At 59.3% G+C, this 19,727-nt stretch carries 22 protein-coding genes; 10 read left to right on the top strand and 12 right to left on the bottom strand.

Annotated features, from left to right (window positions below; all coding sequences use genetic code 11):
• Positions 1-2: 2 nt before the first annotated feature.
• The gene (locus C8D92_RS14390; RefSeq protein WP_095610775.1) at positions 3-887 is read left to right on the top strand and encodes a LysR family transcriptional regulator; all 885 of its coding nucleotides are present in this window, start codon (positions 3-5) and stop codon (positions 885-887) included.
• 125 nt (positions 888-1,012) lie between these two features.
• On the opposite strand, the gene C8D92_RS15960 is transcribed toward C8D92_RS14390, so the two are convergent.
• Positions 1,013-2,737, bottom strand: a complete 1,725-nt coding sequence (locus C8D92_RS15960; RefSeq protein WP_207775190.1) for a PAS domain S-box protein — start codon at positions 2,735-2,737, stop codon at positions 1,013-1,015.
• Between the two features lie 244 nt (positions 2,738-2,981).
• Entirely contained in the window at positions 2,982-3,899 is a 918-nt protein-coding gene (locus tag C8D92_RS14380) for a DMT family transporter (protein WP_116919777.1), read from the bottom strand.
• 116 nt (positions 3,900-4,015) lie between these two features.
• Here C8D92_RS14380 and C8D92_RS14375 point away from each other — a divergent pair, with 116 nt between their 5' ends.
• Both C8D92_RS14375 and C8D92_RS14370 read left to right on the top strand, forming a co-directional pair.
• Positions 4,016-4,897: a helix-turn-helix transcriptional regulator gene (locus C8D92_RS14375; RefSeq protein ID WP_116919776.1), complete on the top strand. Its 882-nt coding sequence runs from the start codon at positions 4,016-4,018 to the stop codon at positions 4,895-4,897.
• Between the two features lie 159 nt (positions 4,898-5,056).
• Complete coding sequence (locus C8D92_RS14370) at positions 5,057-5,443, top strand: cupin domain-containing protein (protein WP_116919775.1); 387 nt, start codon at positions 5,057-5,059, stop codon at positions 5,441-5,443.
• A 47-nt stretch (positions 5,444-5,490) separates the two neighbouring features.
• Here C8D92_RS14370 and C8D92_RS14365 read toward each other — a convergent pair whose 3' ends face one another.
• Together C8D92_RS14365 and C8D92_RS14360 are read right to left on the bottom strand one after the other, a co-directional pair.
• A complete protein-coding gene (locus tag C8D92_RS14365) occupies positions 5,491-5,802 on the bottom strand; it encodes a 2OG-Fe(II) oxygenase (protein ID WP_116919774.1) in 312 nt (103 codons plus the stop codon).
• Positions 5,803-5,861: 59 nt separating this feature from the next.
• Positions 5,862-6,713, bottom strand: coding sequence for a DUF72 domain-containing protein (locus C8D92_RS14360; RefSeq protein ID WP_116919773.1), 852 nt, complete (start codon positions 6,711-6,713; stop codon positions 5,862-5,864).
• Positions 6,714-7,336: 623 nt separating this feature from the next.
• Between C8D92_RS14360 and C8D92_RS14355 the strand changes: the two genes are divergently transcribed.
• Positions 7,337-8,653, top strand: coding sequence for a GGDEF domain-containing protein (locus C8D92_RS14355; protein WP_133243135.1), 1,317 nt, complete (start codon positions 7,337-7,339; stop codon positions 8,651-8,653).
• 29 nt (positions 8,654-8,682) lie between these two features.
• Here C8D92_RS14355 and C8D92_RS16045 read toward each other — a convergent pair whose 3' ends face one another.
• On the bottom strand, positions 8,683-9,270 hold the full coding sequence (locus C8D92_RS16045) for a tRNA-uridine aminocarboxypropyltransferase (protein ID WP_116919771.1): 588 nt from the start codon (positions 9,268-9,270) through the stop codon (positions 8,683-8,685).
• A gap of 186 nt (positions 9,271-9,456) precedes the next feature.
• On the opposite strand from C8D92_RS16045, the gene C8D92_RS14345 reads away from it, so the two are divergent.
• From C8D92_RS14345 to C8D92_RS14335, 3 genes are all read left to right on the top strand, one after another.
• Positions 9,457-9,642 (top strand): hypothetical protein, encoded by a 186-nt coding sequence (locus tag C8D92_RS14345; protein WP_116919770.1) that lies wholly within the window; start codon positions 9,457-9,459, stop codon positions 9,640-9,642.
• Positions 9,643-10,054: 412 nt separating this feature from the next.
• The gene (locus C8D92_RS14340) at positions 10,055-11,686 is read left to right on the top strand and encodes a methyl-accepting chemotaxis protein (protein ID WP_116919769.1); all 1,632 of its coding nucleotides are present in this window, start codon (positions 10,055-10,057) and stop codon (positions 11,684-11,686) included.
• Positions 11,687-11,931: 245 nt separating this feature from the next.
• Positions 11,932-12,846 carry a metal-dependent hydrolase gene (locus C8D92_RS14335; protein WP_116919768.1) on the top strand — a complete coding sequence of 305 codons (915 nt, stop codon included), beginning with the start codon at positions 11,932-11,934 and terminating at the stop codon, positions 12,844-12,846.
• Positions 12,847-13,083: 237 nt separating this feature from the next.
• Here C8D92_RS14335 and C8D92_RS15725 read toward each other — a convergent pair whose 3' ends face one another.
• Together C8D92_RS15725 and ccoM are read right to left on the bottom strand one after the other, a co-directional pair.
• On the bottom strand, positions 13,084-13,227 hold the full coding sequence (locus C8D92_RS15725; protein ID WP_165819289.1) for a hypothetical protein: 144 nt from the start codon (positions 13,225-13,227) through the stop codon (positions 13,084-13,086).
• Between the two features lie 82 nt (positions 13,228-13,309).
• Positions 13,310-13,438: a cytochrome c oxidase subunit CcoM gene (gene ccoM / locus C8D92_RS15955; protein WP_265734395.1), complete on the bottom strand. Its 129-nt coding sequence runs from the start codon at positions 13,436-13,438 to the stop codon at positions 13,310-13,312.
• A 274-nt stretch (positions 13,439-13,712) separates the two neighbouring features.
• Here ccoM and C8D92_RS14330 point away from each other — a divergent pair, with 274 nt between their 5' ends.
• Positions 13,713-14,339 carry a peroxiredoxin gene (locus tag C8D92_RS14330; protein ID WP_116919767.1) on the top strand — a complete coding sequence of 209 codons (627 nt, stop codon included), beginning with the start codon at positions 13,713-13,715 and terminating at the stop codon, positions 14,337-14,339.
• 103 nt (positions 14,340-14,442) lie between these two features.
• Positions 14,443-14,994, top strand: coding sequence for a rhodanese-like domain-containing protein (locus C8D92_RS14325; protein ID WP_095612160.1), 552 nt, complete (start codon positions 14,443-14,445; stop codon positions 14,992-14,994).
• 80 nt (positions 14,995-15,074) lie between these two features.
• On the opposite strand, the gene C8D92_RS14320 is transcribed toward C8D92_RS14325, so the two are convergent.
• The 3 genes from C8D92_RS14320 to C8D92_RS14310 form a co-directional block, all read right to left on the bottom strand.
• Complete coding sequence (locus C8D92_RS14320) at positions 15,075-15,518, bottom strand: DsrE family protein (protein WP_095612161.1); 444 nt, start codon at positions 15,516-15,518, stop codon at positions 15,075-15,077.
• Between the two features lie 143 nt (positions 15,519-15,661).
• Positions 15,662-16,570: an MBL fold metallo-hydrolase gene (locus C8D92_RS14315; protein ID WP_228151293.1), complete on the bottom strand. Its 909-nt coding sequence runs from the start codon at positions 16,568-16,570 to the stop codon at positions 15,662-15,664.
• Positions 16,571-16,937: 367 nt separating this feature from the next.
• A complete protein-coding gene (locus tag C8D92_RS14310) occupies positions 16,938-17,129 on the bottom strand; it encodes a YgaP family membrane protein (RefSeq protein WP_095612163.1) in 192 nt (63 codons plus the stop codon).
• Between the two features lie 274 nt (positions 17,130-17,403).
• Here C8D92_RS14310 and C8D92_RS14305 point away from each other — a divergent pair, with 274 nt between their 5' ends.
• Positions 17,404-17,979, top strand: coding sequence for a Crp/Fnr family transcriptional regulator (locus C8D92_RS14305; protein WP_243402461.1), 576 nt, complete (start codon positions 17,404-17,406; stop codon positions 17,977-17,979).
• 43 nt (positions 17,980-18,022) lie between these two features.
• Here C8D92_RS14305 and C8D92_RS14300 read toward each other — a convergent pair whose 3' ends face one another.
• Both C8D92_RS14300 and fnr read right to left on the bottom strand, forming a co-directional pair.
• On the bottom strand, positions 18,023-18,763 hold the full coding sequence (locus C8D92_RS14300; RefSeq protein WP_095612165.1) for an OmpW/AlkL family protein: 741 nt from the start codon (positions 18,761-18,763) through the stop codon (positions 18,023-18,025).
• A gap of 114 nt (positions 18,764-18,877) precedes the next feature.
• On the bottom strand, positions 18,878-19,615 hold the full coding sequence (gene fnr / locus C8D92_RS14295) for a fumarate/nitrate reduction transcriptional regulator Fnr (RefSeq protein ID WP_095612166.1): 738 nt from the start codon (positions 19,613-19,615) through the stop codon (positions 18,878-18,880).
• Positions 19,616-19,727 lie beyond the last annotated feature (112 nt).

The following is a 19,727-nucleotide window of genomic DNA, read 5'->3' as shown; positions in this document are numbered from 1 at the left end:
GCATGAATGAACAGGCGATGCGTTGGGATGATCTCCAGGTGGTGCTGGCAGTGGCGCACACCGGCTCGCTGTCGGGCGCCGGCCGTCGTTTGCGGGTGAGTCATGCCACGGTATTCCGTCGGTTGCAGGATCTGGAGAAGCGCCTCGGGGTGCGTCTTTTCGAGCGCTCACGGGGTGGCTATGCGCCGACCCTGGCGGGGGAGGATCTGGCCACGGTGGCCGGTCGGGTGCAGCAGGAGGTCCACGGCGCCGAGCGGCGGATTGCCGGTCAGGATCTCCGGCTCTCAGGCACCATCCGGGTCACAACGACGGACACGTTGTTTGCCGGGCTGCTGGCGCCGTTGTTCAATGATTTTCGTGAGCAGTATCCGCACATTTCGCTGGAAGTGGTTATCTCCAATCAACGATACAGCCTGTCCCGCCGGGAGGCGGACATCGCCATTCGCCCGACGAATCATCCGCCCGACACGCTCGTTGGTCGGCGCGTCACCGATATCGCGCAGGCGGTCTATGGCCAGCGGGCGCAATGGAATGCCGCGGCTTCTCCCGTTGCCCCGGAATCCTTGCGGTCAGAGCATTGGGTTGGGCCGGATGCGCACATGGGCTATGCCACTCTTGAGCACTGGATGGCGGACAAGACGACGTCCTACCGAATGGACAGCATGCTGGGAATGCAAATGGCGGCGCGCGAGGGTTCGGGGATTGCCGTGCTGCCCTGTTATCTAGGCGATCAGGATGATGTTCTGGTGCGACTGAGTGATCCCATCGAGGCGCTGGCCACACCGTTGTGGCTGCTGACGCACCCCGATCTGCGTCAGGTCACTCGCATCAGGACATTTATGGATGCCATCGCCGACAGTGTCCGGGCGCGGACCGCTGCCATGTGACATGAGCGTTGACGATCTCCGGTTTGCGACGCCTGTCAGGCGGACGGTCAGCGACTTGCGGCTGAAACGGACCGGGCGCGTTATCGAGCTGCCTTACAACTGCTCCGAGTGAGACGCAGGCGTGGTCAGCTGTCGATTCGGTCGAGTGAACTGGCCAGAGCCTCAACGCGCTGATTGGTCTCATCCACGAGCCCGTCGATTTCGCCGGCCGAGTCGCTTGATTTGCGTGCCAGCGATCGCACTTCTTCCGCAACCACTGAGAACCCCCTGCCGGCCTCTCCTGCACGGGCGGCTTCAATGGCCGCATTGAGCGCCAGAAGGTTGGTCTGGTCGGCGATGTCGTCAATGGTGGACACAATACCGCTGATTCGATTGCTCACCTGTAACACGGAATTCATCGCTTCCTGAGTCTCGTTCAGCGCATTGTGACGATCTGTGATGTCGATGCCGAAAAGCACGTATCGGCGTACGCTCCCATCAAACCGCTTCAGGGCGACGATCTGGTAGTCAAGCGCCATGATCGGCATCCCTTCAAGCTCTACGGCGCCTCGCCCGCTGAATTCGCCCCTACCCTTGAGGGTACCCAGATCCTCAGCGCTCAGCTTCGACCATATCGATCGGGCGGCCTGGGCGACTCTGTCTTCTGTGCCATAGGTTTTACGGATCAGATCATTGGCGGTCAGGAAGCGGCCGTCAGGATCAAACTCCATGATCGCCATGGAGCGCTCAATGGTCTGCAGCCGGCGGGTGAAGTCGACAGTCTCCTGTTTGCTGCGGGTGATGTCCGCTTCGACGGAAATAAACCGGCGAACACGCCCCCTTTCGTCGAAGACGGGGGCGATTGAGAGTGAGACCCAGTAGGGCGTGCCATTCTTGTGATAGTTTAGGATCTCGGTGTAGAACGGCTCCTGGCGATCCAGATTTTCCCGGATTTGCCGGACGGTTTCAGGATCGGTGTCGTTGCCTTGAAGCATCGGCCCGGGCTTGTGACCTCGGGCCTCATCGAGAGTATACCCCGCCAGTTTCTCGAACCCGGCGTTGATGTACTCGATGCGCCCATTCTGGTCGGTGATCACGATGCCATTGTTGGCATGGTCCGCCACCAGCGACAGCATCTCCATTTTCTCGCGTTTCTCCACTTCCGCTGTCACATCTTTAATAAACGCGGTGTACGTCACAACGCCGTCGCATTCGATTTTGCTGATCGCCGCCTGCCCCCAGCGTTGGGTGTCGTCCTTGCGCTCAATGGTGAGCTCCCGGTAGCTTCCAACAATCCGGTTCTCTCCGGTACGGCGGTTGCGTTCAATATAGCCATCGTGGTGAGCCTGCATGGCTTCGGGCACCAGCATCTTGACGTTTTCGCCGAGCACTTCATCCCGGTCATAACCCCACAGCGTTTCAGCTGCGCGATTAAAGAAAGTGACATTATTGTGTTCGTCGATCGACACAACAGCGTCCATGGCCTGTTCCAGCGTCTGGTTCATCATCTCCCGCGCATAGCGCTCTTCACTCACGTCGCGGACAAAAATAGTGCATTCCGTTGAATCGCCTGTTCCCGCGCAAGAAAAAGCCACCTCTCCCCAGATGTGCGCACCGTCGGCAGTCGTCAGTTGCTCCTCCCGGGGTTCACCATCATCCGTGTTCAATCGCCGAAGAACCGAGTCGGGCAGCAGTCGCTTGGCGGGCTGGCTGAGAACGCGGTCGCGCTGAACGCCCCATAGTTTTTCCGCCCTGGCGTTAAACGTTGTGACCTTGTGATGGCGGTCGACGGCCAATACGGCCTGTGGAGCCTGTTCCAGTGCCGAAGCAGCGCGATTTCCGGGGAAGAGACGGGAAAGCAGTTTCATCATGGTACGCAGACCTTCAATGGGTGAACGACTCACGGAGCGCCGTCATCGGTTCGATCGCGGTGACCGCTGAGACGTTATGATCTACGGGAATGCAAAGGGCGCAGACTTGCTTGGCAGGCAGTCGATGTGTGTTTTTGCGTAAACATATTGTGAAAAATCGGCAAAGAGCGCGACTTCGGAGTATCTTTTTTGCCGTGGTGTCTCGTCTGGTTCATTGCTGACTGAATGTGCGCGTCGCGGTCGGTTATCGGGCGCCGTGCTGAAGGTGCTTGTCGGCATCGGCAGTTGGAGGCGTTTGTCGGCGTGGCTGGCGGAACAGCACATAATTGCCCAGCAATGCCAGACAGGCGCCGGTCAGCGCGGTGCCGCTCCAGACGAAGCCCTCCAGCCAGGTGGAGAGGCTCAGCGCGACGACCGGAAACAGGACCGTGGCGTAGCCGGCCTTGTCAGGGCCAAGCGTGCGGATCACCGTCAGGTAGCTGAAAAAGGCAATGATGGAACCGGGTACCGCCAGAAACAGGGTGGCTCCCCAGAATACGCCAGCCGTCGGGATGACCCATTCCACACCAGTCACCAGGCACCAGATGCCGAGGGCGAGCGCGCCGTAGAACATGGCCCAGGCATTGCCTGCCAGAAGAGGGACGTTCAGCTCACGCACTTTTAAGCTGAGGACGTTCCCGAGCGAGAACCAGAAAGTGCCCGTCGCCGCGAAAGCCATGGCGGCGAACGTGGCGTTGCCGAGCCACAGGTCCTGCCAGAACAGCAGTGCCACACCGGTCAGTCCGAGCGTCACTGCCGGAACAATGCGGGCGCTGGGTTGAATGCCTAGGAACAGGCGGCCGTTGATGGCATTGAACAGCGCCGCCAGCGAGAAAATGACGGCCAGCAGGCCGCTGGTCATGCCCTCTGCGGCACGGTAGATCATCAGGAAGTTGATGCTGTAGAGCGTCAACCCCTGCAGGACCAGCCAGCCATGCTGGCGGCGGGTCAGCCGGGGTAATCGTCGCACAAGCGCCAGACCGCCCAACGCCACCGCTGAGGCCAAGACAAACCGGTAGAAAACGGACAGGTCCACAGCGGCGGATTCCACCTGTAATCGGATCGCGGTCCAGGTCAGTCCCCAGATCAGGACGGTAACGAAGTAGTGTGCGCTGACGGGCATGGTGGCTCCTTGCTGTCCAGATGCTTTGTCAGCGTAATGGGTCCTGTTTGCCGGTGGCTTGTCACATCTTGCGAAAGGGTGGATGATTCCTGTCATGAATGGGAGGGAATCCGGGTATGACGTATCCGCAGGCCACACGCGATATCGTTTCAGCCCTGAACAATGCGGGGGCGGCGCCGCAGCGCCATCTTGAGTTGACCGATGGCCGGGCACTGGCGCACTGGCGGAATCACCACGGTGAGGCGTACTACGAGCGGCCACGGCATCATGCCCTGAGCATCTACACCCGGGGTGGCGAGCAGACCAGTCGTCAGCACAACGGCCGGGCGGTCAGTCATGGCTTCCCCGGCGCCACCTGCCTGTTTCCTGCCGGCAGCCGGTCCCACTGGCGAATTGATGGCCCCTTTGAATTTGTCCACTTCTATTTCACTGATCGGGATCTGGCGCGCTGCATGGCCCAGACCTGGGACCGCGAACCGGCGACGGTTACGCTGGAAGAGCGTTACCAGGTGAACGACGATGTGTTGGCCCACGCGGGCCAGCTTCTTGAACTGAGCGACTGGCAGGCGCCAAGCCAGCCGCAGGCCATGGACCATCTGGCTCAGTGGCTGCTGGTGCAGATCACCGGGCGCTACAGTACAGCGGACCTGGTCGAGCCCGTCGTGAAAGGGCGCTTTGCCCGTCGCCAGCAACGGTCACTGGAGGAGCGCATCGAACAGTCCCTGAACGAACCGCTGGATCTGGCCACCATGGCCGGTTGGGTTCATCTCAGCCCCTATCATTTTGCCCGCCTGTTCCGGGCCAGCTTTGGCATGGCCCCCTATCAGTACGTTCAGGAGCGGCGCCTGCAACGGGCCCGCGCTCTGTTGCGACGCCCGCACGACAAAATTACGGCCATAGCGCTGGAATGTGGTTTCGGCGATGGCAGTCAGTTTTCAAGGGCATTCCGGAAGCGTTTTGGCGTTTCACCATCCCACTACCGGGCAGTGAGTGGTTGAATGCGGCTGAGTACGCCGCGTGCTAGGCTGAAATGGTTCCCGCGCGCTTGATGGAGCCGGGGTCGTGTGGTGGTCGCGGCGGCATCAGCATGCGTTTTCGACACGTGTGCGAAGGCGTTCAGGGAACAGCCACACACGCATCTCATGGAGGAATAAGCCATGCATATTGCGAAGGAGGCGGTACCCGTTCGTCTGGACGGCCCCGGTGCGATTGTTCGTCAGCAAACCGATTTTGGCGATGTGTCCGGGTATGGAACGCTCGGTGCCGAGTACTTTTCGTTTGACGCCGGCACCGATATCACCGAGCTGCTCCACGGGCTCCAGGGCGACAGCTGTCAGAGCCCGCATTGGGGGTACGTCGTGAAGGGAGAAATCACGGCGTTATACGATGACGGCGCGCAGGAAACCGTACACGAAGGGGACCTGTTCTACTGGCCACCGGGTCATAGTGTCCGGGCAGAGGCCGATACCGATATCGTCATGTTCAGCCCGCAGAAGGAGCACGGCAACGTGATCGACCACGTCTGCCGGAAAGTGGGCGCGTGATTCATGGGGTGCCCCGTACGAGGGCACCCTTTCCTTCCGCTAACCGTTCAGGCGGTGCCCTGTGTATTGAACGCAAAACTCAGCAGCCACCGGTTGCCGTTCTCAATGGTGGATACCCGGTGTTGGTGCAGGTCCGGCCGGAACAGGACCACACGCCCGAACAGGTTGAAGATATGCTTCTCACAGAGGAACTCCCCGCCGGCCTTGGGCTTGACCAGTACACAGTTGAGCTTGAACAGCCGTCCGGCCGAAACCATGTCCACGTGCGGGACGATCTTGTGGCCCTGGGGATAGCGAACCAGGTAAATGTTCAAGCGTCGGGAGTGGAAGAGAATCCGGGTTTTGACGTTGGCGGTCATATCGAATCGGCTTCACAGGCGATGATGTGTCAAAGTTTGCGGCGTGGGGCCGGGCAGCGTCAATCAGAGAACAGGCCGATCTGTGGTTGGTGCTGGGCCAGGTTCAGCGGGGCCAAGGCCGGCATGCGCTCATGCAAAAGCTCACTCCAGAGACGGGCTAACGAGACCGCATCGCCGTTGTCCGGCATGTGCATGAATACAAATGGCCGTTGGCCTTCCTCGATCCAGGAGTGGACCCGTTCGACCCAGGGCGCCAGAAACCGCCGGTTGGTCTCCAGATCCGGATGACCGATGTAGCGCACGACCGGGCGCGCATCCACTGGCAGCAGGTGAACCGGGCGTTGTGGTTTTTTGCGCTGTGCATCGCGGATGATGTCGGTGTCTGGCGTTGCTGTGAACAGCGCCCGGCTATCAAGACACACCCGCGCGGTCCGGCGCTCCCGGAGTCCACGGTTGAGTGCTTTTTCCGCGTCGCCCTTTTCGAAGAATGCCGGATGTCGCACTTCCACCGTGCAGTGGTAGGGCTCGGGCAGCGTGTCCAGAAAACGCCACAGGCGCGTGAGATGCTCCGGGGTGAAAGCGGCTGGAAGCTGCAGGAGGAAGGGGCCGAGTACATCGTTGAGCGGTTCGAGAGTGTCGAGGAACGCACGTACCGGCTCATTGGCGTGCCCGAGAAGCCGATCGTGCGTAATGGCTCTCGGGAACTTGAACAGGAACCGGAAGTCGTCTGGCACCTGTGCCCGCCACTGTTCGCACTGTTCTCGTGTTGGTGTCGCATAGAAGGTGGTGTTCCCTTCCACGCACTGAAAGATCTGACTGTAACGGGCCAGGGCGCTGCTCCCGGGCGGGAGCAGGTCGTTCCATTTCGCATCCTGCCATTGGGGGCAGCCGAGTGAGTATGGCGTCGTCATCAGTCTGTCGTTGCGGAACCCGGGGTGATAGTTGGGGATAGTTGACCTTCAGGCACCCAAGCTAACGCATTTTTATCGATTCCGGATATGCCATCGAATCCAATCGACGGCCTCTTTGTTGTGGAGCACAGCTCCAGTTCGTCGGCGTTGATCGAGCTCGGTGGTTCGGGATGACAGCCGAACCGACAGCATGCCAGGCAGTCTGCATTGAAGAGCCTTCCGTTTTCCCTCCAAATCGATTCTTTTTAGGCCATCGTCATGGTTTCGGTTTATGTCGTGTACTCATACATGATTAGTCGGTAATCACCGTTGTTCAGTGTCTTGGCAGTTCCATCTTCTTTGGACCACAGGGAAGTGAGGCTCGATGCTCCCTTTTACAAGATTTGACGGTATGTAAGTGCTTGTAACAATATTTCGCCGCTCAGTTTTTCAACAAGATGTGCGCTTGTGCTGAATCAGCGTGACGGCTCAGTAGGTGCGGGGTCCGGGTTGCCAGTAATCAGGAGGTCGTTGTGACATCCAGTGTGAAACAGTCGCCTTGTCCTCCGGTCACGGTATGGTCTCGATTGGGCGGCCCTGTCCTGGTCTGTGGGGTGGTCTTCGCGGCGTGTCTTCTCGGCATTATGAGCCGGCCGACTGGACTGCTCGCTGTTTTCTGGCCGGCGAACGCGATTTTGCTGGGCCTGTTCGTTCGCGCCCCGTCTCTAGCGACTTGGCCGGGGTGGGCCGCTGCTCTGGTCGGCTATGTGCTTGCGGATCTGTCGACAGGCGGTGAGGTTCTGACAACATCCTGGCTGACGGCGGCGAACCTGTTTGGCGTGATTGTAGGCTTTCGCATTTACTGCCTGCTGGGAAGTGAGCACCGACGGATTGGTGATCCCCGGTCAGTGCTCTATCTCCTTGTCATATCGACGGCCTCGGCGGCTTCGGGCGCCGTCATTGGCGCAAACGTCGGACCGGTGTTTATGGATCAGAGCCGTTGGATTGGCGCTGTCGTCTGGTTCACCACGGAGCTGACGCACTGCATGCTGATTCTTCCCCTGATGCTGACCCTGCCTGGCCCGGGGCGGCTCGCGACCGCAATTCAGTCGAGTTTTTCGCGGGCATCCGTTAAAAAGCTGGTTCCGGTGGCGGTTCTTGGGCTTTCGGTATTGGCGGCGGCGGGTCTCGGCGGGCCGGGTGCTATCGCGTTTCCTGTTCCGGCTCTTCTCTGGTGCTCCCTGTCCTACGGTATATCGGCAACGGTGGTGCTCACCCTGGCGACCACGCTGTTTCAGCTTCTATTCATGATACCGGAGGTTCCGTACGCGCCAGGGTCGCAGTCACATACGCTGTCAATGATGTCGCTACGACTCGGTACTGTCTTGCTCGCGGTCAGTCCGCTGACGGCTGCGACCGTCAATTCGCTGCGCAGGGACACGCTGCGACAGCTTCAGCACGCCGCGAACCACGATTCGCTCACGGGTGCTCTGGTACATGGCTCTTTCGTTGAGAAAGCGGAGGCGCTTCTGAGCGGCGAGAAACGTCGGTCTCGGGGGCTGGCCGTGATGATGCTCGACATCGACCACTTCAAATCAATTAATGATCAGTATGGCCACGCTGCCGGTGACGAGGCGCTGGTCACGGTCACCGAGCTGATCCGGCAGAATCTCAGGCAGGGTGATCTATTCGGCCGGCTGGGGGGTGAGGAGTTTGGCGTTGTCATGCCGGATGTCGGTCGGGATCAGGCCCAATTGGCGGCTGAGAGGTTGCGGTGCCTGATCCGGGATGCTGAGGTTGGAGGGCGGAAGGGGGGATTTCGCGTGACGGTGAGCATTGGGGGAGCGATGGAAGGCCCGGAATGCTCGGGCTCTTTCGAGGAGCTTCTGGCGAGGGCGGATGTCTCGCTTTACCAGGCAAAACATGCTGGCCGTAACCAGACCGTATTCGCCGCTGATTGAGCGACAGCAGTGAATCGTCCGCTCGCGCGTCATTCGTAGCGGTGCCTGATGGACTGGGGCATCTGTTGGAGTTGGCGTTCGACGAGTGCGCTAACCGCGTTTCGCAACGGGGAAGAAAGGCAGTCGGGGGCTGTTTGGTCCAGCAGCGCAGCCACCGCCTCGGCAGTCGCCAAGTGCCGTCTTGTCGGCGCTTTGCGAATCCGGTAGGCGGAGCGCGGTGGGTTGCTGAAATGAAAGGCGGGAAGCGCTCGTAACCAGGGGTTTGACAGCAGCAATCGTCTCGCCTTTCGCCAGGTCCCATCCAGGACAATCCACTCACGGATCTCGCCTGGAGAGACCTCTTCCACTGGGGTGCTGTGAGGGGATGGGAAAAGCACACCGAGACGTGTGTGCTGAGCTCGCCTACGGAGTGGCTCCAGATCCTCTGGTGATCGACAGACAATCCGCCTCGCGCTTGGCAGGCAAACGTCGACGATGCGAGCGGTCCCCTTGCTGTGACCAGCCTCTTTAGGGTCCTGAAGGAGCCAGAGCATCGGCACCCCTTCAATGGGCGAGCACTGATCACAGACGCAGATATTTCGGTGGACGCCGCATTCGGCGCAAAGAGCGCGCCCCATAGGATTTCCTCCGCTCAGGAAGTGCCATGATAAGCGCTTTGACTCTGAACGTCATTGGATCATGGTGACCGCTGTTGTCACGCGGTGGTGGCGGTGGTTCTTGATAACCCCGTCTTTTCGACCCTGCGCAACGGCGTGGATCTGTGAGATGGTACGACTCAGTCCAATCGGAAAATGGGCGTTTCGATGAGCAATCTGATCATGGTCCTGGCGGTCCTGTTCCTCGCACTGATTGTGCTGGTGCCGCTGCTGGAAAAATACGCTCGCAACAGCAAGAGCGGCGGCCAGGCGCCGGCGGGGGTGGTGAAGTGGATATTTCCGTTGCTGGCGCTGGTGATCGTGTTGCGGCTGCTGCAATATTATTTTGGCTGAGGTTTCGGCGCATCGCGCCAGATGGTCCTCGCTGCCCGCTTCGCGGCCCAAGCGAGCACGCCTCCAACAACGGTCCTCTGCACCCATTGGAAAGTGCTTCGCCTGATTAAGCAGGGGCGCGTTCGGATAAGGATGTCTCGCCCTGACACTCCGCTTCCCAGTCGTCACGTAGCTGTTCTATGATTTGGCCTGTATGAGCAAGACTGCCATCAAGTGAACCTGAGAGAGCCCGGCGTGCCGAAAATTCAGGGCGCCTGATGTTTTTGCTTGATATTAGATTTGCCGCCTCAATCACCGGGCACATCGGGGTATAGACACTTACAATACACAAAAGGGAGTAGTTCGCTAGGGAGAGGCGTAAGACTGTTCTGCCAGCAACGCTATTGTTCCACGTTAGAAGGACTGCATTCCCGTGCTTAACCAGATTCCGATTCGACTCCGCCTGTTGGTGTCCTACGCCGTCCCACTGCTCGCTGTGGGTATTCTGACCTTCTATGGCCTCAGCTCGTTCAATCAGGTTGAACGGGGTGTGGTCAGTATCTATGACGACCGGGTGGTTCCCCTTCGCCAGTTGAAAAAAATCTCCGACGATTATGCCGTTCTGATCATCGATGCCATCAACAAGGCCAATGCCGGATTGCTGACTGCGGAAGAGGCCGAGCGGGGGATCCGGGAGGCACAGAAGGACATCGAAAAGGAATGGTCGACCTACGTTCAGACCAAGCTGACGGAGAAGGAAGCCGACCTTGTCCGGGAAGCGGAGCAGCGGTTTGACGTGGCGGATCGGGAGATTGAGAAAACCCTGGACCGGATCAGTGGCATGAGGGGCAACGTCGAAGGCCGCCTGGATGATTTCGATGGTCCGCTGTACCAGGCGATCGATCCCATCACGGCCAAGATCAATGAGTTGCTGATGGTTCAGCTTGAGGCAGCCGGGGATATCCGTGACAACACGGCAGCCCTCCATGACCGGACCGTTTTCGTCTACAGCATGACGGCGGTTCTGGCCACCATCGTGGTTCTGGTCCTCGGTATTCTTATTGGCCGGTCCATCGCGAACCCCATTCTGCGGCTGCGAACGGTGATTAACCAGATTTCGAAGAACTCGGACCTGTCTCTACGCCTGAATGTGGAGGGCAAGGATGAGGTGGCCACGACTGCCGAGGCCTTCAACCAGATGCTGGAGAAGATGGAAGGGCTGGTCCGTCGTCTATCCAGTGCCACAGCGGAAGTCGCCTCCGCCGCAGAGGAAATGTCCGCGGTCAGTGGCCAGACCCAGACCAATATTGCGCAGCAGGCAGAGCAGACCGATCAGGTGGCCACCGCCATGAACCAGATGAGCGCTGCCAGTCGGGATGTGGCCCAGAGTGCCGGCGAGGCCCAGTCCGCGGCAACCAACGCCGAGGAGCTCTCGAAGGATGGTCGGCGCAAGGGGCAGGATAATCAGCAGAAACTGGAAAGCCTGTCACGTGAAGTGTCGGACGTGGCCTCAAGGATTCGAGGTCTCGCTGAGCAGAGTCAGGGCATTGGTCGAGTGGTGCAGGTCATCAATGACATCGCCGAGCAGACCAACCTCCTGGCCCTGAACGCCGCCATTGAGGCGGCACGCGCCGGTGAGCAGGGGCGGGGCTTTGCCGTGGTGGCCGATGAAGTCCGCGCCCTGGCGCGTCGCACCCAGGAATCCACCGAGGAAATCGAATCCCTGATCAGCGCGCTTCAAAATGAGAGTGACGCCGCGGTCACCGCCATGGAGACCGGTCAGAGCCAGGTGGAGCAAAGCCGAGAGCAGGTGGGCGACGTCGCCGAGGTGCTGGAGCGGATCAGTGAGGCCATCGAGTACATAACAGGGATGGGCACGCAGATCGCCAGCGCTGCGGAAGAGCAGTCGGTCGCTGCGGATCAAGTGAGCGGAAATATTACCGCCATTGTCGATATGGCCGAGCAGACCCGCACCGGCGCTGGTCACACTGCCAAGGGCAGCGAGGACTTGTCGAGGCTGGCGTCGGAGCTTCAGACTCTTGTAGGTCAGTTCCGGATTTCCTGATCCGCGGCGGGCGAGGTTGTAAAAAGCCCCGGGCTCGCGAACCGGGGCTCAGATACGGGGTAGAGGCGGAGATTGAGCGTGAGCGACCTCGATCCTCATGCAGGAGCCTCTCTGTCCCCAATTGCCGAGCCGTCGGCCCGTTGCGCAAACGGACAGCCAAGCCCCGTTTGCTAGCCTCCCATGTTGGCCCGCCTGATCCGGCGGTTCCTGGCCTCTGGCCTGCGATACATCAAGGAGCGCTGCAGATGCCGGCCCAAGACCACCACGCGCTGAAAGCCCGCCGAGTTCACTTCGATTTCGACGACACACCGTTGCACTGGCTCCGGGGCGATCCCTTTTCCACACACATGATCAATGGCATCCACATGCTGTTGCCGGAAGGAGAACTCTGGTTCTGCCGTGTGTTCAACAAGGCGTTACCGCTGGTTGAGGACGATGAGCTGAGGAAGGACGTCCAGGGCTTCATCCGTCAGGAGGCCATCCACTCGCGGGCCCACACGAAGGCCCAGGGCTACCTCGAGGCACATGGCCTGACGCTGGACGAGTATCGCGACCGGGTCACCTGGCTGTTCCAGACGTTGCTTGATGAGGCGCCGCTTGGCATCCGGGCACTGCAGAACCGGGCGACGGACAAGCCATGGCTGATCATTCGCGTCGGCCTGGTTGCCGCGATCGAGCACTTTACCGGCGTGTTGGGTCAGTGGGCGATGGATAACGAAAGCTGGGAAAGAGACGGTGACCCGACGATGGTCGACCTGTTCAAATGGCATCTTGCCGAGGAGGTGGAGCATCGCAGTGTGGCGTTTGATCTGTTCGAGCACCTGTGTCGCACTCAGCTTGGCTTCTACGTTGGCCGTCAGGCGCTGATGGCGCTGGTGTTTCCGCTCTTCCTGCACTTCATTGCCGAGGGCGGCCGGACGCTCTACCGCCAGGATCCAAGCCCGGAGGTCCGGTGCTGGGGGTGGCAGATGCTCCCGCGTATTCTGGCCCAGCTGGAACGTGTGGGTCACCGCACGGAGAATGTGCCGACGTTTTCTTTCCTGGTCCGAGCCAGTCTGCGTTGGGTGATGCCTGGTTTTCATCCGGAGCATGAGGGTGATACGGAGCAGGCGCTGCGCTACTTGGCCAGGTCGCCCGCCGCGATGGCGGCAGCTCAGTAGGGTGGCGAGTCATTCCCGGTCGGTGTTGGCAGCGCCACTCCAACTGTAAACGCCTCGTGACGCTGGCACGAATGCGCCGCGAGTCGGAAACGGTGTGCGGTTTTCCGGAACAGCACAGTCGTCTGGCCAGTCGCCTTTTCCGGGTCTCGGAAAGGGTGTTGTTTGAGAGTGATCGCCGGCCATCTGGATCGCGATACGCGGTCGTAGAGCATTTTCCTCTGACTGGCTGGTCGGCCGTCAGGGCGCGTCCTGTTTGGGCACCGGCTCGATGGCGTTGATATCGCCGGTCGGGGGAGCCGGTTCGTCCTTGATGATGACAAACGCGGCCGCGCCGATGATGGCAGCGGCCACGATGGCTTTCACGACATTGGCGTGGCGCATCCGATCACCTTCCGGTCATGGGAAACGGGTGTTCTCAGACCACCCTAACGGTGCACGGAGCGCACTGCCAATGGGGGCGCCGTTAGTGCTTATGATCCTTCGGCTTCTCTTTGTGGGCGTCGTGCCACACGAAATAGCCCACCCCACCGAAGAAGGCGAACATGAGCATTACGGTGCCAATGCCTGCCAGAACAACGTTGTCCACGTACATGATTGATTCCTCCTCCGACGTGTGACTGATTCAATGATTGCATCGTAATCCGGATGCGTGAGGCATCGTTTGATCCAGATCAAGCAGTACTCGAATTGGGCAACCAGTCGCTTTCGGTCTCTTCCGGCGGCGTGACGGTTGAGTGCTCCATTGCATAAAAACTATTTGTTCTATAGATATTCGATTTTTGTATATGCAATAAATGCTGGTTACGCTGTCCCTGTCTTGTCGTCACGATGACGAAGCGATCCGATAACCTGAAAGGAGAAGCGATATGACAATTCGACTGGGCGAAACCGCCCCTGATTTTAAGGTAGCCAGCACCAGTGGGGAGATCAGCCTTCATGAATGGGCGGGTGATTCCTGGGTGTTTTTCTTCAGCCACCCGGCTGACTTCACGCCAGTCTGCACGACTGAAATGGGTCGTACGGCTCAGCTCGCGGAAGAGTTCGCAAAGCGCAACGTCAAGCCGCTCGGCCTGTCTACGGACACCGTAGAAGAGCACAACAAGTGGATTGAAGACGTGAACGACACACAGGGCTGCGATCTGCAGTTTCCGATCGTCGCCGACGCCGATCATAAGATTTCCGAGCTGTATGAAATGATTCACCCTGGAGAGAGTGAAACAGCTGCGGTTCGGAGTGTTTTCATCATCGACCCGGATAAGAAGGTGCGTCTGACGCTGACCTACCCAATGGCGGTGGGCCGGAATTTCGACGAGATTCTTCGGGTGATCGATGCACTCCAGATGGCGGACGACAAGAACTGTGCGCTACCGGCGGACTGGCGCATGGGTGGTGATGTGATCATCCCGCCGAGTGTCTCTGATGAGGATGCGAAAGAGATGTTCCCAAATGGCTGGGTTGAGCATCGTCCGTACCTGAGGACGACAAAAGTGTAACGCGCCGCCGCACGGCTGGACGGACGATGCTCTGAAAAGGGCATGGTCCGTTCTTTGTCGGGTTGGCGGGTCCTGTCGAGTTGGGAAGCATAGGAGTGTTGAAATGAAAACGTTTCTGATGGCGTTATCGATGATGGTCGGCTGGGGGCTGGCCGGTCCGGTGTTGGCCGGAGACGATTACTCGGTAACGCCGAAACAGGTTTGGGAGATGACCCAGGAACAGGGTGAGGACATCCTGTTCGTCGATGTGCGGGATCCGGTCGAGATCATGTTCATCGGGTTTACGGACGCGGTGGATGCCAATATTCCATTCCTGCTGGTGGATCGCTCCCGATTCAGTGAAGACCGCGGAGTGTTCGCGATGGACATCAATCCGGATTTCGTTGCGGATATCGAGGCGGCGTTGGCGGAGAAGGGGCTGAACAAGGAATCCCTCATCGTCACCATGTGCCGCTCCGGCTCCTCCCGTGGCAAGCCCAGCGCGGAATACCTGCGTGAACGGGGCTTCCCGAACGTGAAATACATTAACCACGGGTTCCAGGGCAGTGCTGTCAGCAGCGGCGAGATGGCAGGGTTTCGTGTGAAGAACGGATGGCAGAATGCCGGGCTGCCGTGGTCGATGAACATCAACCCAGAGAAGATTTATCGTCCGTGACGGTTGCTCTGCTGCCTGATCGTTGGCCGTGATGGTGAGAGAAAGTGAATGCGCCGGTCCGTTGCGACCGGCGCGGTTGCTCAAAACGTAAAGACTCTTACATTCGAATCCAGCATCTGCCCTGACATGCCGTCAGGCATGGCCACAGCAACGCCGTCCAGCAGGTCGGTTTTCTGATGGTGGCTGTTGGGCAGGTACAATGCGCAGACTTGAGCCGATCCACCTTTTTTAAGCAATGAGCGGAGCATCTGTCCCGGGGTGATGCCTTTGGGGTTCAGAGCCTCTCCCTCGTAATGCCTCAGCGCCAGGTCGCCCGCCTGGTCGCACAACAGGACATCCACGTCCGCACCCTGCTTTGCCATGGTATTCGACAGGACCATGGCCATGCCCTGCGTTTGGGGGGAATCGCTGGAAAGAATCACAAGTACGTCTTCCACTTCCGGGCCGTGATTTTCGGCCTGAAGGCTGAATGGTGCGGCGACAAACAGTGCAGCGATCATTAGCTTGCGGATGGTGGTCTTCATAACTCGGTCTCTTTGTTGCGAAAAATGGGGTCAGTGCGCTGGTGATGCTAAATCGCGTGCTCGTGATGGTCAGTGACATTATCACCGACGAGTCGCGTCCGAACTGAAAAGCCGGGCGGCGCGGGCCCGGCTTGGTAGAGGAGTCAGTCCCAGGCCGCGCCGTCCAGAGCATCCAGTGGGATCTTGAGGTAGCGTTTGCCGTTACTCTCCGGTTCCGGGAGTTGTCCTCCGCAGGTGTTCACCTGGAGAGCCGGTAAGATCAGCTTGGGCATCGGGAGTTCACGGTCACGCTGTTCGCGCATGGCGACATACTGAGCTTCGCTCGTCCCTGCCAGATGTTTGTTGCGAGTCCTCTGTTCGGCAACGGTGCTCTCCCATTCCGGCTCCCGTCCACCGGGTCGGTAGTCATGGCCGGTGAAAAGCCGCGTCTCGTCAGGCAGCGACAGGATATCCCGGATGGACGCCCAGAGCTGGTGGGCGCTGCCGCCCGGGAAATCAGCCCTTGCTGTACCAAAGTCCGGTTGAAAAATCGTGTCGTGTACAAAAGCGGCATCGCCAATCACATAGGTCACCGATGCCAGCGTGTGCCCGGGTGAAAACCGGACATGGCCGCTCAGGCTGCCAATGCGGAACTCATCGCCTGCCTGAAACAATTGATCCCATTGGCGCCCGTCCGCCGGAAAGTCGGGCCAGTTGTAGATGTCTTTCCAGAGCGATTGAACATCCCGAACGTAGCCTCCAATCGCCGTCGGTGCGCCGGATTTCTCTTTCAGGTAGTGAGCGGCTGAAAAGTGATCCGCGTGCGGGTGTGTGTCCAGAATCCATTGGAGCGTCAGACCCTCTCGTTGGATGTAGTCGAGAAGTTCGTCCGCGTGATGGGTGGCTGTTGCGCCGGACTTTTCATCGAAATCGAGTACCGGATCAATAATAGCGCACGCGCTCGTCTGCGGATCACTAACGATGTATTGCACGCTGAAGGTGCGTGGGTCGTAGAACCCCGCAACATCTGGCGTTCCCGGTTTTCGTGATTGCGATAGCCGAAACGTGACCACGGTCATCCTCCTGTGAGTTGAGGGAGTGTTTTCTTTCTGGTTATAACGATATAACCGAAAAGTCGTTTGCGGCCAATTGCAGGTGATTATCCGGTGTGTTGTTGTGAGCTATCGTTAGTGGTGTCGTTATTGAAGGTGTAAATTGATGGCGGTCGATCGTCCTCAGCACGCCGGTGTTGGGTCTCGCCGACCGGCCTCACCTCAAGTAATCATGGGAGTCTGTTGTGCCGTAACACCGATCGAGATGACTTGGCGTTAAACCCCGCACGGGAGGTGATCCGTGCATGGAAAAGGGGGATTGCAAGGCCCCCACCTCATGGTGATAGGGGCAACAGAGCCGCCGGATAGCGGCCCTGAGGCCGCTGGGTTACTGCCCGGTCTGACAGGTTCGAATGCCGAGCAGCGAATACGCCGGGCAACGACTGAACGCGGCAGTGGCCAATGGAATGACACCAACCCAGCCCCAGGCCGTCTGCGGTCCGACAAACACCAGGGCAATCAGTGCCAGCCCAAGCAGTGTGCGCAGTGAACGATCGATGGTGCCGATATTTTTGCTCATAACGAGATCCTCTTATCCGTTTCGATGGATCGAAATCCCCGGTGTCCTGTTATGTCTCGAGTCGTCCGCAATGTGCGATAGACCAGCAAATGAACGACACGGACCCGTCGCCAGGGAGGTGGTTTCAACATACCGGTATGGCCACCGTCACTCAGTGATAAAGTCACATCGTCCCGTACAATTGCCGGGGTAATGTCAGGGTTTTCGGATATAGGGGTGTCAGGCGATGGAGGAAACGGTCATCCGGTGGTTAACGGCGCAAGAGCGTCGATCGTTGAAACGCCTTGACCTGCCGGCGGCGGCGCCCGTGTTCCAGCCCGGCGATGCCTGTCAGGGGTTACCGGTGGTGCTTGCCGGGTGTGTGCGGGTGGAAATGACCGGCGCCTCCGGGCATCGAATTGTTCTTTATCGGATGGAAGAGAGCGATCTTTGCACTCTTTCCATCGGTTGTTTGATGACAGGCAGAGGCTATCGGGCCGAAGCGGTGGTTGAGGAGCGTGCGACGGCCGTTCTGATCCCCCGGGCGGTCTTCCGTTCGGCGATGGCGCGCTCGGACGGGTTCCGGCAGGCCGTTATGGCAGCCTACGGTCGGCGTCTGGACGACTTGATGATGCTCGTCGAGGAGGTCGCCTTTCATCGGATGGATGAGCGGCTTCGTGAATGGCTCGCTGAGCGGCGTCAGAAGAGGGTTCTTAATCTGACTCATCAGGCGGTTGCCGTCGAGCTGGGGACGGCCCGTGAAGTCGTCAGTCGCTTATTGAAAGAAATGGAAAAACAAGGGTGGGTCAGACTGTCCCGTGGGACAATCGAGGTGTTGCCAGCGTTGTGGGCAGACCATGGAGACGGTTGATTAGCCCGGCGGAGGCGTCCGCTCCGCCGGGAGGGTCGGCGGCTCAGAATCGGTAACGCGCGCCGATCATGTAAACCAGTGGGTCGATGTCGACATCCACTTCGCTGGTCACCGGGCCAATGTTGGTTTGAGCGTCAATGGTTCCGGTCGTGTCGAGATCGACCCACCAGACGCCCGCGTTGAGTCCAAGCCGCTCGGTAATGGCGTAATCCGCACCAACTTCCACTGCGACGCCCAGAGAGTTGTCGAGATCCAGGCTGGTTGATGACGCCGTGACACCCAGGTTCTGGCCACTCGCCAGATCCCCCAGTGCCCCGATGCTGTTGGTGAGTGTGCTGGTTGTCTGCTCATCGAAAAAGATGGTGTAGTTCAGGCCAACGCCGGCATAGGGCTGAAAGCGGCTCTGGCTGTCCATCGGGTAGTACTGCAGGGATACGGTCGGTGGCAGGTGTTTGATGTCGGCGAGTTTTCCGGCCCCCGAGAGGCTCCCGGCGGCATCAATATCGTGCGAAAACGGTGTCGACGCGAGCAGTTCCACGCCCCAGTGATTGCTCACCATATACGTGCCCGCCAGGCCAAGTTGTGTGTTGCTGTCAACGGAAACCCGGGAGCCGGGCACCTCGCCGAGGTTAGGCTGTGTGATACGGATCGCGGAGCTGTTCTCGTGAGGCTGTACATGGGCAATCCCGCCGCGGATGATGACATCGCCGCTTTCATAGGCCAGTGCGGGAAGGCTCGTAAGCAGCATGGGAACTGCGATCGCGATTGAATGACGTGCTTTCATGTCCGACTCCTTCATGAATGACAACGGATTGCGTTGCATCCTATAGAGTGCGGCGACTGAGTGTCTTGATTTGGCTCAACTCAGGAGCGGTCTGGACGACGTCTGCAAAACGCCCTATGTTCCAGGGGACTGGAGGAGCGAGTGCAATCCCTCCAGGTCGAGCGACTCAACGGAACGACCGTTAATGGTTGCCAGACCCTGGCTCTGGAACCGGGTGAGAACCCGACTCACGGTTTCCACGGCCAGCCCCAGAAAATTCGCGATATCGTTTCTCGCCATCGGGAGGCGGAATGCCGTGGGAGGCATCTGGCGCCGCTCGTATCGACTCGATAACGACAGCAGCAGGGAAGCGAGCCGCTCCTCCGCCGTCTTCCGGCTCAGGAGCAGCGAGAGCTGCTGCCCGTTTTGAATCTCCTGGCTCATCAACTGGAAGAAGTGGTGCTGTAGGGTGGGAATCTCAAACGACAGCGATTCAAGCTGATCCATAGGGATTTCACAGACGCTGCTGCGCTCCAGAGCGATTGCCGAGCCGGCATATTCCTCGGCGTGCAGGCTGTCCAGACCGATGATTTCGCCAGGCAGGTAAAAACCGGTGATCTGATAGTCGCCTTCGGCCGTCTCCACACTCGTCTTGATCGCCCCACTGCGTACCGCATAGCAGGAGCGGAATGGGGTATGTTGCTGGAAGATCGCTTGACCCCGATCATAGACCGCGCCTCGATTGACCACTTCGTCCAGCCGACCCATATCGCCGTCAGAGACGGCAAGGGGCAGGCACAGATTGCTCAGGCTGCAGTGGTTGCAGGAGGGGCTAAGGGCAAGGCTGTGTCGCGTGGGAATCCGTTCGCCCATGAGTACCTCGAATCGGGGCCGAAAGGGGGCGGTTCTTTGACCTGAATCAAGGATATCAAACCTCTAGTGTTCCGTCTGGTTCATTCGTTGATCGACTGCGTACCGCCGACGC

Source organism: Tamilnaduibacter salinus (assembly GCF_003096655.1).
Classification (GTDB): domain Bacteria; phylum Pseudomonadota; class Gammaproteobacteria; order Pseudomonadales; family Oleiphilaceae; genus Tamilnaduibacter; species Tamilnaduibacter salinus.
Note: the sequence above shows the minus strand (reverse complement) of the source record. Positions and strands in the feature narration are given on the sequence as shown.

Coding starts and splice junctions, on each gene's coding strand:
- fnr (WP_095612166.1), bottom strand. CDS start 19,615: ATGGGCGAACGGATTCCCACGCGACACAGCCTTGCCCTTAGCCCCTCC.
- C8D92_RS14300 (WP_095612165.1), bottom strand. CDS start 18,763: ATGAAAGCACGTCATTCAATCGCGATCGCAGTTCCCATGCTGCTTACG.
- C8D92_RS16045 (WP_116919771.1), bottom strand. CDS start 9,270: ATGGGGCGCGCTCTTTGCGCCGAATGCGGCGTCCACCGAAATATCTGC.
- C8D92_RS14370 (WP_116919775.1), top strand. CDS start 5,057: ATGCATATTGCGAAGGAGGCGGTACCCGTTCGTCTGGACGGCCCCGGT.
- C8D92_RS14355 (WP_133243135.1), top strand. CDS start 7,337: ATGAGCCGGCCGACTGGACTGCTCGCTGTTTTCTGGCCGGCGAACGCG.
- C8D92_RS14345 (WP_116919770.1), top strand. CDS start 9,457: ATGAGCAATCTGATCATGGTCCTGGCGGTCCTGTTCCTCGCACTGATT.
- ccoM (WP_265734395.1), bottom strand. CDS start 13,438: ATGTACGTGGACAACGTTGTTCTGGCAGGCATTGGCACCGTAATGCTC.
- C8D92_RS14360 (WP_116919773.1), bottom strand. CDS start 6,713: ATGACGACGCCATACTCACTCGGCTGCCCCCAATGGCAGGATGCGAAA.
- C8D92_RS14320 (WP_095612161.1), bottom strand. CDS start 15,518: ATGAAGACCACCATCCGCAAGCTAATGATCGCTGCACTGTTTGTCGCC.
- C8D92_RS14380 (WP_116919777.1), bottom strand. CDS start 3,899: ATGCCCGTCAGCGCACACTACTTCGTTACCGTCCTGATCTGGGGACTG.
- C8D92_RS14365 (WP_116919774.1), bottom strand. CDS start 5,802: ATGACCGCCAACGTCAAAACCCGGATTCTCTTCCACTCCCGACGCTTG.
- C8D92_RS14335 (WP_116919768.1), top strand. CDS start 11,932: ATGCCGGCCCAAGACCACCACGCGCTGAAAGCCCGCCGAGTTCACTTC.
- C8D92_RS14325 (WP_095612160.1), top strand. CDS start 14,443: ATGAAAACGTTTCTGATGGCGTTATCGATGATGGTCGGCTGGGGGCTG.
- C8D92_RS14330 (WP_116919767.1), top strand. CDS start 13,713: ATGACAATTCGACTGGGCGAAACCGCCCCTGATTTTAAGGTAGCCAGC.
- C8D92_RS15960 (WP_207775190.1), bottom strand. CDS start 2,737: ATGATGAAACTGCTTTCCCGTCTCTTCCCCGGAAATCGCGCTGCTTCG.
- C8D92_RS15725 (WP_165819289.1), bottom strand. CDS start 13,227: ATGCGCCACGCCAATGTCGTGAAAGCCATCGTGGCCGCTGCCATCATC.
- C8D92_RS14390 (WP_095610775.1), top strand. CDS start 3: ATGAATGAACAGGCGATGCGTTGGGATGATCTCCAGGTGGTGCTGGCA.
- C8D92_RS14310 (WP_095612163.1), bottom strand. CDS start 17,129: ATGAGCAAAAATATCGGCACCATCGATCGTTCACTGCGCACACTGCTT.
- C8D92_RS14375 (WP_116919776.1), top strand. CDS start 4,016: ATGACGTATCCGCAGGCCACACGCGATATCGTTTCAGCCCTGAACAAT.